This is a genomic window from Sphingobium sp. YR768 (genome assembly GCF_900111125.1).
Classification (GTDB): Bacteria; Pseudomonadota; Alphaproteobacteria; order Sphingomonadales; family Sphingomonadaceae; genus Sphingobium.
In genome coordinates, this window is record NZ_FOGE01000005.1 from 229,400 (window position 1) to 241,044 (window position 11,645).

Annotated in this window: 10 protein-coding genes and 3 pseudogenes; 8 read left to right on the top strand and 5 right to left on the bottom strand. The window is 62.6% G+C overall.

The window, feature by feature from the left end:
• Positions 1-103: 103 nt before the first annotated feature.
• The 7 genes from BMX92_RS09545 (at position 104) to BMX92_RS09580 (ending at position 7,741) form a co-directional block, all read left to right on the top strand.
• On the top strand, positions 104-1,306 hold the full coding sequence (locus BMX92_RS09545) for an ATP-binding protein (protein ID WP_093015562.1): 1,203 nt from the start codon (positions 104-106) through the stop codon (positions 1,304-1,306).
• 12 nt (positions 1,307-1,318) lie between these two features.
• Positions 1,319-2,617, top strand: coding sequence for a hypothetical protein (locus BMX92_RS09550; protein WP_093015565.1), 1,299 nt, complete (start codon positions 1,319-1,321; stop codon positions 2,615-2,617).
• 227 nt (positions 2,618-2,844) lie between these two features.
• Positions 2,845-3,795, top strand: coding sequence for a hypothetical protein (locus BMX92_RS09560; RefSeq protein ID WP_093015570.1), 951 nt, complete (start codon positions 2,845-2,847; stop codon positions 3,793-3,795).
• A gap of 627 nt (positions 3,796-4,422) precedes the next feature.
• Complete coding sequence (locus BMX92_RS09565; protein ID WP_093015573.1) at positions 4,423-4,893, top strand: DUF736 domain-containing protein; 471 nt, start codon at positions 4,423-4,425, stop codon at positions 4,891-4,893.
• 104 nt (positions 4,894-4,997) lie between these two features.
• On the top strand, positions 4,998-5,264 hold the full coding sequence (locus tag BMX92_RS09570) for a hypothetical protein (RefSeq protein ID WP_256213346.1): 267 nt from the start codon (positions 4,998-5,000) through the stop codon (positions 5,262-5,264).
• A 73-nt stretch (positions 5,265-5,337) separates the two neighbouring features.
• The gene (locus BMX92_RS09575) at positions 5,338-6,348 is read left to right on the top strand and encodes a DUF2493 domain-containing protein (RefSeq protein ID WP_093015579.1); all 1,011 of its coding nucleotides are present in this window, start codon (positions 5,338-5,340) and stop codon (positions 6,346-6,348) included.
• A 412-nt stretch (positions 6,349-6,760) separates the two neighbouring features.
• Positions 6,761-7,741, top strand: coding sequence for a DUF2493 domain-containing protein (locus tag BMX92_RS09580; protein WP_093015582.1), 981 nt, complete (start codon positions 6,761-6,763; stop codon positions 7,739-7,741).
• Between the two features lie 299 nt (positions 7,742-8,040).
• On the opposite strand, the gene BMX92_RS27310 is transcribed toward BMX92_RS09580, so the two are convergent.
• Entirely contained in the window at positions 8,041-8,190 is a 150-nt protein-coding gene (locus BMX92_RS27310; RefSeq protein WP_177184977.1) for a hypothetical protein, read from the bottom strand.
• Positions 8,191-8,551: 361 nt separating this feature from the next.
• Complete coding sequence (locus BMX92_RS09590; protein WP_256213347.1) at positions 8,552-8,794, bottom strand: hypothetical protein; 243 nt, start codon at positions 8,792-8,794, stop codon at positions 8,552-8,554.
• Positions 8,795-9,513: 719 nt separating this feature from the next.
• Between BMX92_RS09590 and BMX92_RS09595 the strand changes: the two are divergent.
• A pseudogene (locus BMX92_RS09595) lies at positions 9,514-9,768 on the top strand (FAD-dependent oxidoreductase); the annotation flags it as partial.
• 38 nt (positions 9,769-9,806) lie between these two features.
• Here the strand turns inward: BMX92_RS09595 and BMX92_RS26905 are convergent.
• From BMX92_RS26905 to BMX92_RS09605, 3 genes and pseudogenes are all read right to left on the bottom strand, one after another.
• A pseudogene (locus tag BMX92_RS26905) lies at positions 9,807-9,893 on the bottom strand (pyruvate, phosphate dikinase); the annotation flags it as partial.
• Between the two features lie 436 nt (positions 9,894-10,329).
• Positions 10,330-10,799, bottom strand: a pseudogene (locus BMX92_RS09600) (helix-turn-helix domain-containing protein); the annotation flags it as partial.
• Positions 10,798-11,645 (bottom strand): transposase (locus BMX92_RS09605; protein ID WP_143066754.1); only part of this gene is annotated, 848 nt, incomplete at its 5' end. The pseudogene BMX92_RS09600 and the gene BMX92_RS09605, both read right to left, overlap by 2 nt.

The following is an 11,645-nucleotide window of genomic DNA, read 5'->3' on the forward strand; positions in this document are numbered from 1 at the left end:
AGGCCTGCCTTGCTCGCACTCCACGCTACTACCGCCTGAAGTCCATTTCCTCGACCAGCATCTCCGGCCGCTCTGTGCGACGCCGGGCGAAGGAGCATATCCCATGACCATCGCCAATCATGATTTCACCCGCGACACGAAAGTCCCGCTCGGCCGATCTTCGACCGGCCCGCTCGAACTGGATCTCGGCAAGCTGATGTCGGGGCGCTGTCTGATCCAGGGATCTTCAGGCGCGGGCAAAAGCCAGACGCTGCGCCGGATCATCGAGGAAGCGTTCGATTATCTCACCACCATCATCATCGACCCGGAAGGCGAGTTCGCCAACCTTGCTACCCATATCGGCGCAACGACGGTCATCGCACGCGAATATGCCAATGACGGTCTCACAGCGCTCGCGCTGCGAACGCGGCAGCACCGCATCGCCCTGCATCTCGACCTTACCGATCTGGAACCCGATCATCGTATCGAAAAAGCGGCGGCCTTCTTTGCAGGCCTGCTTTCGACACCACGTGAACATTGGGGCCACACGGTGCTGGTGTGCATCGACGAGGCGCATCTGCTCGCTCCGCATATGGCAGCCTCGGCCCGCGACGCGGAAACCCGCCGTCTGGGCGTTGCTACCTTGACGGATATGTGTGCCCGCGGTCGCAAGCGCGGGATCGGCACGATCATCGCGACCCAGCGCCTTGCCAAACTCGCCAGCTCGGTGGTTTCCGAACTACACAATCATCTGATCGGGCTGAATGTTTTCGATCGCGATGTGGCGCGCGCTGCCGACCTTCTCGGGTTCGGCAGCGACCAGGCGGCGCTGCTGCGCCAGCTTCCGCCCGGCGAATTCTTTGCCTTCGGCCCGGCGCTCGCGGCGACGCCGGTGCTGGCGAAAATCGATCCGACGATTACGCCCCATATCGGGCGCACGCCTGATCTTGTCGCTGCCGCCGATCTCGATCCCGACGAGAGCCGGACCCTGCTCGATCTTGACGCCCTGCGCGAGGTCATGCCGACAAGGGGCGATCGGGTGACCATGCGAGGCCAGCGCGCGCTCGACGCCTTCCTCCTCGATCCGGCCGCACCTGCCGCTGCACGTATCGTCGGCGCGCTGGGCACCATAGCACCCAACGCCACCACGGCCGACGATCTGGTGCGCCATCTTGCACTGCCCGCGAACGATATCGATGCCGGGCTTGACCTGCTCGCCGCAATCGGTGCGTCCGACACCATGCCGCGCGGGGATACGCGGATTGCGCGGCTGTCGGCCCGATTGCGCCTGCGCGTCGTCGATACACCCGTCGTCGGCCTGGTCTGAAGGAAGAGCGTCATGACCCAAACCAGCTTCGATCTCGACGCTGATATCGTCGAACTCACCCCGTTTGTCCCTGAACGGGAAATTGGTGCAACCGCGCCGCTTGCCGAACTGGCCTTCCGTGCGGACGCATGGCTCCCCGATGAGACAAAGCGTCTGCGCGCTGCCTTCGCCAAAGATCGTACGATTGATGAGATCGCCACATTGCTTGGCCGATCCCGTGCCGGCGTCGCCACGCGTATCCATGATCTTGGCCTGCGCCGGAACTCGCGGCGATCCTGGATCGCGTGGGAAGATGAGGAACTGGCGCGCTGCTACGCGCAAGAACCGACCGCTACGCTAGCCGCCAGGCTCGGCCGCGGTGTGAGCGCCCTATATGCCCGTGCCCAACTGCTCGGACTCTCCGAACCCGGATCGCCTCCCTATAGCGGTTGGGAAGACGCGCAGCTTCGCGCCGGGTACAAGAAGGGTGTTCCCGTCGCCCAGATTGCCAGCCTGATCGGCCGTCCCTTTGCTGGGGTCATATCCCGCGCCTCGGCGCTGGGTCTACGCCATGCCTGCCAGCCCGATGACTGGAGCGACGCGGAAATGACCCGCGCACTTGAACTCGCGGCCACCGGCGCACGCTATGTCGCCATCGCGCAGGCTCTGACGGCCGAAGGTTTTCCAACCCGGAACAGTCGCAGCCTGGGACAGCGCCTTCGTAAACTTGGCTATGGTCGGGGCTGGGGCCGCCCATGGATCACCGAAGAAGACGAGCTGCTGCGCCACGCCTATGCGACTGCTGCGAGCCTCACGCCCTTGCGGGAACGGCTCGGACGCAGCCCACATTCCATTCGCTGGCGTGCCGAGGCGCTTGGCCTGCGCGGCACCCATATCCACCGGGATGGCTTCCGGCAGGGGCCTGTCTGGACGGCCGAGGATGAAGCGCGATTGCGGGCGGACTACGGCAAGGTTGCGACACGCGAAATTGCCGAAAATCTCGGGCGCGGTGTGCGCGCCATTCTCTATCATGCCAACCGCCTCGGGCTGGTCCACGGCTTCATGCGCGCGTTCAGCGCGCAGGAGGACAGGGCGATTCGGAACGCCTGGACCCATGGCGTCTCGATGGTCGATGTCGCGGGAGCGCTGGGACGCGATCCCGCCGTCATCGGCAAGCGTGCCGCGCGTATCGGCTGCCGGTTCAATGATCCGGCGAGGCCATCCAGAGGCCCGAGGACCCGGCGGGCAAATCGCACACCCGTCACGCTCCAGAGCCTGCTTGCGCTCGGGTCCGCTGCGGCGGTCGATGCCGACCTTTCGCTCGCCGCCTGACCATATCCCAGCATGGAGGCCATGATGTCGTCGCCCGATCCGTTCGCCCGATTGTCACCCTGTCGGCGCCGCTTATGCTCTTTCGATCACGCCTATAAAATCGCCCTCAACCTTAGGCGGGACACGGGCGTCCCGCATTATGTCATACGCGGGATCGTGCCCCTGCAGGCCTATCGGGTAACGACAAGGCCGCCGGTCTGGCCGGATCGCTGGCTGGCGATGGTCGCATGAGCGCGGGCAAGCGTACACCCGTCGTCGTCGCATGGGGGGCGGGCACCAATTCGACCGCGATGATCATTGAACTTGTCCGTCGGGGCGAAATTCCCGACATGACCTTGCTCGCCGCGATGCCCGAGCAGCCACATACCCGACGGCTCATCCCTGTCTTCTGTCAGTGGATGGACGATCATGGCGTTCCCAACGAAATCGTCGAATATCAGGCCCGGTTCTTCAAGCATTGGCCGCCCTACACGTCGCTGCTCGATGCCTGTTTGATTAATGGCACATTGCCGTCGATCGCATTCGGGCAGCATAGTTGTTCGGCGCGGCATAAAATTTCTCCGCAGGACAAATGGGTCAAGGCCTGGCCTGCGGCACAGCATGCCTGGGCCAATGGCCAGAAGGTTGTTCGGCTCATCGGTTACGACTGCTCAGCCCGGGACAATCAGCGTTACGCCCATCGCGAAGGGCATATCTCTGACCTCTATGAATACCGATATCCGCTTCGGGATTGGGGCTTCACGCGTGAAGATTGCGAGCGTGTCATAGCCCAAGAGGGCTTGCCGACTTTTCATAAGAGCTCGTGCTTCTTTTGTACTGCCATGCAGATTTCTGAAGTCCGGGCGCTGCCGCGCGAGGAATTGCACCTTATCGTTTTGCTCGAAGCCCGCGCGGCGCCACGTCTGCGCGCCATCGAAGGACTATGGCGCAAATCGACCCGGAAACGGCCGGGATCGATGACAGCCTTCATCCGCGCCGAGGGCTTGCTCGATGCTGCCGAGATTGACGAGATCATGGCCAATGCTCCGCTGGATCTTCTCGCATTCCAGCGTGCGGCTGCCGCTGTCCCGACCGAGCAACGTTCCCACATCAGCACCTGGATTGAACGCTTCAATGCCGGGCGGGCCTGCGCTTCAATGCCTGCCGATGGTCCGGATGACCCTGCCCGGACGAGTTGATGCCCTGGTCTTTGCCCGGCATTGTACATTCCCGATATCACAACTCTTGTCGCCATCACGGAGTTTGGCCGAAAAGATGATTTCGGCCGGACCCAAAGACGTAATTCTCCTGCTTCGTAGGCAATCGGGACCCATGCACCTTGCTGTCGGTCCCGCAAGCTGGCGCCAATGTGATGGATGTCTCCGGCGATCCCGCCGTGCGGCCCGCCGCCATCTCTTGATTGCTTGCGATACTGGAAACGCGCCGGTCGGTGCCGATCATCGCAACTTTGTCGGTTCTGCCTGTAGGAACCGCCCGATCTCGCCTTCCGTAGCGCTACCGCTACTCCCCCGACTTTAGCGCCAGCGCGGCTACCGCCGCGCCTCCAGCCTCGCGTCCCATCCACCTTCACCACCACCTGCGTGCCTGCACTCGGCCCCCGCCATGCCGGGGAGTTTGCGCAGAGTTGTGGGCCGGTCGCGGCGTTGCGCGTGGGGCGGACAGGGTGAGCGTCGCGCAGGAGGGGTGTGGAGCGCTGTTCCCCGGACGGACGGCGCGCGGGGCGAGGGCGGGACACAGAGGAGAGAAGGGCCGGGGAGGGTGTCGCCGGAAAATGGATTTCGAGCGACATTCGAAAGGTCAAGACGATGAACATCGGTGAAATCTTCAATCAGAACGGCCGCCTGACGGGCTCGATCGCTACCCGCACGATCGATCTTCCCCGCATCGGGCTGCGCAAGGTCATGAGCGAGAATGAGAAGGCCCCGGTCTTCGAGATCCTCGCACTCAACGTCGCGCGCCGCTGGGTCCAGGTCGGCGCTTTGTGGGAGGCTGCGTCAAAGCGTACCGGTGAGGTTTTCCTTGCCGGCAACATCGACGATCCCAGCCTGCCCGAGCCGCTGCCGATCGCGCTCTTCCCGGCCGATCATGGCGGCTACATGGTCGCGTGGCGGCGCGACACCATGCGCTCCGACTTCGGTGGCGGCATGGGAGCAAGCCGCACCAACTATGACGATCGCGGTCCGCGTGATCAGGGCGGCTTCGGCGACAGCACCGCGGGCACTGACGGCGAACTGACCGGTGCCGGCGCGCCGTTCGGCGAGGAGGACCCGTTCTGATCATCCGTTGATCGGAACCCGTTCCGGGCCGGGGAGGCGTCAGGCTTTCCCGGCCCTTTTTTCTTTTCTCGTACATGAGGAGACAGTTCATGCCACTTCCTTCCTTGCACGACCTGGCGCCGCCTTCCGATCTCTCCGCGCTCTGTGCCGCGATTATGGCCAGCCCTGCTATCCGGGACCTGCTCACGCCGCAAATCTCCATCGCGACCTGCGCGCCAGCGATCCCGGTCGGGGTCACCTGCGGCGAGATCATCGCCGCTATCTACGACCTGCTCGATGGCACACCCTTCGCGCCGCATGCGGCGCAAATCGTCGATGCCATCCTGACGCGCTCGACATTCGTCGCGCGCGCTCGGGCGAGCATGCACTGATCCGACACCATGGGGGCGGGACGCTAAAGCGTCTGCGCCCCTTTTTCTTTTTTGCATGAAAGGGAGAAGTCCCATGACCCAAGACCGCTCGCGCAGCATCAGCCGCTTCGCAGACCTTCCGGCACTGATCGCCGAGATGACAGCAACCCCGGAATTCAGGCGCGCCTTCGGCGATCCCATGCCGCTTTCGATCATCAGCCCGGGCGACGAACCCGGCGAGCATGACATGCCCGAACCGCTTCACGCCCAGGCCGATTGCGCAGGCGTGATCGCGACTATCTTCGATCTTCTGACCGATACCCGCCTTGATGCGCTCGCGCCCGAGATCGCATGGGGCATGGTCAACAGCTTCCACTTCGTCGCGGGCAAGCTCGAACGACAGGAAGACATGCTGGCCAACGAACTGCGCGACATGATCCGGCGGACGGAGCCTTCCGAGGTGTTCAATACCGAACTGGAGGAGAAACAGCTCCTTTGCCAGTCGCTGACCGAACAGCGCGAGGCGGTCGAGTGCATGCGCGATTATGCCGCCGAAACCTTCCGTGTCTTGTCCGGTCGACCATGGTCGCCCGCACGCGGATCGCGTGTGTCGAAGGTGGCCACCGCTACACAGGTGTCGATCCAGGATTTCCTGCGCGCCCGCGAACTTGCGACACGCGAGCGTTACCGCCCCCGAGGACCGATCGTCATCGCCTCGGGCCATGCCGAATGGCATGATTGGCAATTGCTCTGGGACAGGCTCGATACGATTCTCGAGCGCATCCCGCATATGACGCTGGTGACGACGGCGCAGCGCAAAGGCTTCGACGCGATCGTGGCGTCGTGGGCGGGCAATCGCGAGGTCCAGCTTGTGACCTATTCGCTGGTTGGATCGGGGCGTGGTGCGCCCTTTGCCCGCAACCGCAAACTGGTGGACCTGAAACCCGTCGAAGCTATGCTGGGTGAGGGGTCAGGCATTCAGGCCAACCTTTATCAGGCCCTGCGGAAGGCGGGCGTTCCGATCCATGCCTTCCGCAAGGCCGATCAGGTTCCGGTCGAGAAGGTCGCTCCGCCCCAGGGAAGCCGACTTCGTCGCGCCGCCTGACATTACCATCGCATGCATTCTTTTCGGGGACGGCGCTACGCGCTGTCCCCATTTTCATGGAGGAGATGCTGCCGTCCGGCGGGGGGAGCAAGGGTTGCCAGCTCTTCCCCGCGAGGTAAGCGCCTGGAGGCACCCATTTGCGAATCAGGGGCATCGAGCCCCAGATTCGCAAAGCCTCTTCTCTCTCTCAAGAAGTTCAATGGTGCCACGGGACCGCGTCGGCCTCAAGGACGACGGGGCCCCACCATTTTTTTGGGCGGGGCAGCCTCGCCTGTCCATTCATCGTCGCGGCCGCCCAAAAAAATCGTGACCCCCATCGCCGGCTTCGCCGATCGCGTTCCGCGATCCTTGACCCCGCCGCTCGAAGCCCGTGCCCAAGGGTGAACCTCTTTCGTTTCAAAAGGAGGTTCCAATGACGAAGATCCACCGTTCCGTCCGCCCGTTCTCCGACATCGCCGAATTCATCGCGCAGGAGACCGCGCCCACCACCGACGACTTCCACGCCGCCTTCACCTCCGACCTCGATGGCGTCCGCATCGGGCGCGGCGAGGAGGAGATGGCAACCGACATGCCCGATCCGGGGGAAGCACAGCTTGCGGTTGAACTCATTGTCACGACACTCTTCGACGTGTTGCGGGACACACGGTTGCAGCCCGCCGCCGAACGCCTCGCATGGGGCATCGTCAACAGTTTCCATCACGTCGCCGACCAGTGGCAGGGCCAGGCCGACAAGGCAATGCGCGATGTTCAGGACCTGCTGCGGCGCGCCGACGGCAGCGAAATCCACGGTGTCGAACTCGAGCAGGCACGCGATGAACTCGAATATCTCGACGAAGCCACCGACGCCCTGCGGTGCATGCGGGATCACGCCGCCGACGTCTTCAACACCGAAACCGGGCGGCCGTGGTCCGCGCCCAAAGGATCGCTGGTGTCAAGCAAGCGCACCGCCTCGGTCATAGCCGCCACCGATTTCCTCGCCGCCCGCCGCCAGCGCCGAACCGACGCGCACAACCCGCAGGGGCCCATCGTGATCTTCTCCGGCGGGGCGGACTGCTGGTTCGACGACCGCCTCATCTGGGGCAAACTCGACGAAGCGAAATCCCGAAATCCGATGATGGTGCTGGCGACGACCGCGCAGGACAAGGGGTGCGACGCCATGGCCGCAGCGTGGGCGGCATCGCGCAAGGTTAAGCTCATCACGTTCCGGCTCAGCGCGAAGCTGGGCAAGCGGGCGGGGTTCGTGCGCAACGAGCAGATGGTCGGACTACGCCCCGTCGAAGCGCTGGTCTGCGAAGGATCCGGATTGCAATCGCATCTCGCGCGCCTCGTTAAGGAGAAGCGTATCCCGGCGCGGTTCGTCACGCTCAGCGATCAGGGATGGGAGGCGCAGTGAGCTACCCCAAGAGGATCGGCCCGGTTCACCCGGCCGGTCCTCATTTCTTTTTCGAGCGTCACACTCGCCCCCGCTCAGGGACCCGCAAGCGGGCCCGTCGCGCGTGCGATGCGGAACCGCCAGGGCGGTCCCGGCCTCCTGCGCGCGGCTCCGCCGTGCTCGTCGCAGGGACACCCTTCGGGTGCCGTTTCGGGAGGATTGGTCATACCGGAAACGTCCAGTGTGACGACTAGAGGAGAGGAGGGTTGGGGAGGGCGGCTCAATTGAGGAGATCAAAAGGCATGTCCGATCATATGCTCTCATCCCCCTTCAATGCCGCCGTCTTCATTTCGGGATCCCTGTCGATCGGGACGCTTCCCGATCCCGTAATCGAGCGCATCGGTCTCATCATTGATCGCCAGCTTCCCATCCTGATCGGGGATGCGCGCGGTGTGGATCGTGCCGTCCAACGCTACCTCTCCAACCGAAAGACCAATGCCGTCGCGGTCTTTTGTTCAGGCGACGGACCACGCAACAATGTGGGGGAGTGGCCCGTCCGAAACATACCGTCCTCTGGGGCGAGGGGCACCGCCGCTTTCCACACCCCCAAGGACGCAGCGATGGCGAGAGATGCGTCCTGCGGTTTCGTGATCTGGGACGGTCGCAGTCGAGGCAGCCTTGCCAACATCCACCGATTGGCGTCGCGGCGATGCTTCATCCTTATCTGGTTTGGGCCGGAGGAACGGTTCATCACGTTGCGGTCCGATTCCGACAGAGACAGGTTTCTCAAAACATATCCCTGCCGGAACCTGTGACTTCCGATCGATGCGATCAGGTCGCGGTCGGCAACCCTTTGAGCGCCATCAACGCCGCATTGCCGCCTACCCGAATTGCCTGTGTGAGAAGCTCGCGGAAGTCCTTTTCCGTGAGTTTTTCCACCGACATCTCCGCTATCATCGCAGCGTATTTGCCGCGCAGGGCACGACGCGCACTTTCCAGTTCATCGTTCATCTTGCGCTGACGCGCTTCCAGATCGGCAAGCCGATCCCTTTCCGTCATCTTTGGCATTTCCATCGTCCTTCCCCGATGGCCTGCCCGTCACATGCGACTGTGCCATATCGACGGGTCAAGACAAGAGGGATTGCTGCTTCCTTCGGAGCCGGCGGGGTATCCGGACCAGCCGGACTTGGCGGCCCATGCCGGATCCATTTCATCCATCGATCTACTGCGTCTCCAGGGCGCGGGCATCGATATCACGCACTGATATTTCTCCGGGGTCGGGCTTCGCGCCCGACCCCTTTTTTTGGTTTCGGGAAGAACCCAACCATGACTTTCGTTCCTCAAATCACCATAGTGTTGAGCACCGATTTTCAGAAGCAAGGTTGCCCCGCGCCTGCCGGCACGAGGCTGCGCAGCGCGAGCGCGCTGCGTAAGACGGGACGCACGGCGCGAGGCCGTTTGTAATGGACCCTACGCACAGGTGCTGCAGGCGCATAAGTCTGTAAAAACAAGATGATATGGCCGTAGTACGCGTATGGCCCAAATCCCGCGCGACGTCGTACGCGCACCACCAAACCGACTAGGGCAGTCCTATCCCTTTGAGTTACCTTGAAATATCTTGTGGTACGCGTCATACGTGGCTTCAGGATGCGTCACCTTCATCAAAAGGGCCGGACTCGCTGCTGCATGCCCGAAATCATGGTCTCCTCGCTCCAGCAGGAAGGGCACGTAATGCCAAGGCCGATTGGTTGCGCTGGACGATGTGATCCTGGGCTGCGCCAACCAGGCGGGCGAGGATAACCTTGCTGGAAGCGCTGCCCAGGGTTCTGGCGCGCGTCGCGCGCGAACAGCTCTCCGACTTCTATCAGCAGGCGCATCGCGATCATGGCGTTGACCTCCGATTGAACGCCCGCGTCGAATGTCTGGAGGGCGAGGACGGCCAGGTGACGGCGGTTCGACTGGAGGATGGCGAACGCATTCCCGCACAAGCAGTCATCGTTGGCATCGGCATCTGTCGGTCGTCAGAACATTTGGCACAAGTCGCGGCGTAAATTGGCGGAGTGTGGGTCTCGTCTTGGGGGTGATGTTAAGCGGCGAGCTTGCAGTGTTGCAAGCGCCGATATTCGATGGTCTATCGCTTGATCCTTTCACGCTGTTTGATGATGGCCGGTGCCGGTCGCAGTCCTTGTCCTTGCGTCCCGCAAGTCGATGCCGATGCCATGGTCTGGCTGCGTTCTCTCCATGACTCCTTGCGGGCAGGCTACATATCTGTCCGCATTCGGATGCCGCCGACTTACGTCTCCGGCACCATCATCAGCATTCCGCCTGTTAAGCCGTGTAGGCGAAGGCGACATTTCAGCCCTTGGATGCGGATTAACCGGTTCGTGTTCCTCAACCTTCCAGCGCTACAGCCTCGGGGACCATCTTGGCGTAACGGCTTCGCCTCAATCCCCTTTACCTGAGGGCTACGTCACCCTGCCAGTTGACAGCAGGTCACCGCCGCTTGGGCTCATGCCCCCTCACAGCAGAGGGCAAGGCATTCGTTCAATTCCTCCTTTCTCTTTTCATTCCAACATACGTCTCCCGGACCATCCGGGACGAGGCGCACAGTAGGTAAAATCGGTCTGCCACATCTCGTTCGGCCGGGTGGTTTGGTGTGGAACTGATTGGCGGCCTTGATCACGCCATAGGCCGGGCTGGTGATCAGATCATGGGCCTTCAACAGGCGGTAAACCACGGCTTCGGACACGAAGTAGCGCTTCTCGTCGGTGAACCGCACCGCCAGCTCGCGCGGTGACAACTCGCTGTAATCCAGCGCCATCTCGACGATCTGGTCCTGGATATCGTCACCGATGCGGTTCCACACCCGGCTCGGCGCCGATGGTCGATCAACCAGCGCCTCCGGCCCACCTTCGACGAAGCGATCATACCAGCGGTAGAACGTCCGGCGGGGGATGCCGAGCTGATCCAGCGTGCGCTTGGCGGGCAGGTGCGACTGCTCAACGATCCGGATGATCTCAAGCTGTTCGGATGCGGGATACCTCATTCGCCGTCGCCCCCATCCGCGATCATGCTTCCTAAGAAACATCCATATCAGGCTCATGTGGCAACTCCTGGAGGGAGAAGCCAAAGGTCTTGGCACGACGCCTGAGATTTCCGATGACGCGGCTGCGATAGCGCTCCTCATATTGGGTCGCGCCGAGATCATGATACGCCATGCCGTGGCGCAGGCTGTTATAGAACAGGACGGCGATTTTGCGTGCCGTTGCGGTGACTGCCTTTGCCTTTCCTGCGCGCGCCGACAGCCTCCGGTAAAACGCGCCCAGTGCCGTATCGCTGCGGCCTATGGTGGTTGCGGCCAGACGCAGCAGTGCCGCCGCGCGGCTCGATGATCGCCGCGTTTTCGACGACAGCAACTTGCCGCCCGATATCTTGTTGCCCGGTGCCAGGCACAGCCAGGACGTAAAATGCTTTGAACTGGGCCATGCGGCAAGATCGGTGCCGCACTCGCCGATGAGCTTGAGCGCCAGTGACGGGCCGATTCCGTGGATCTGCGTCAGGTCCACGCCCAGCACGCGATAGAGCGCGGACCGGACCTCGAAGTCGGGCGTGTTCACCTGTCGCCTTTTGGTCCGGACTTTTGGGAGGTGGCGGACATCATGGCCCTCATCAATTTCGAGCGCCTTGAGCGCGGCCTCAAGCTTTCGATCACATTCGAGAACTTTGGTTTGGTAGAAGTCGAACAGGGCCAAGGACTGGCCAAGCGCGAAGATATGCTCGTCGCGCCAGTTCCCCGATAATGCCGCACAGATGGTCTCAATAGTCGCGTGGCAGCGGACGTCGCGCATTTGCGCCAGTGTGTTGGGCGTACGTTCCCCGCTCACAATGGCCCTGATGATCCGCATGCCCGTCACGCCGGTGATGT

Coding starts and splice junctions, on each gene's coding strand:
- BMX92_RS09550 (WP_093015565.1), top strand. CDS start 1,319: ATGACCCAAACCAGCTTCGATCTCGACGCTGATATCGTCGAACTCACC.
- BMX92_RS09580 (WP_093015582.1), top strand. CDS start 6,761: ATGACGAAGATCCACCGTTCCGTCCGCCCGTTCTCCGACATCGCCGAA.
- BMX92_RS09545 (WP_093015562.1), top strand. CDS start 104: ATGACCATCGCCAATCATGATTTCACCCGCGACACGAAAGTCCCGCTC.
- BMX92_RS09560 (WP_093015570.1), top strand. CDS start 2,845: ATGAGCGCGGGCAAGCGTACACCCGTCGTCGTCGCATGGGGGGCGGGC.
- BMX92_RS09590 (WP_256213347.1), bottom strand. CDS start 8,794: ATGGAAATGCCAAAGATGACGGAAAGGGATCGGCTTGCCGATCTGGAA.
- BMX92_RS09575 (WP_093015579.1), top strand. CDS start 5,338: ATGACCCAAGACCGCTCGCGCAGCATCAGCCGCTTCGCAGACCTTCCG.
- BMX92_RS09565 (WP_093015573.1), top strand. CDS start 4,423: ATGAACATCGGTGAAATCTTCAATCAGAACGGCCGCCTGACGGGCTCG.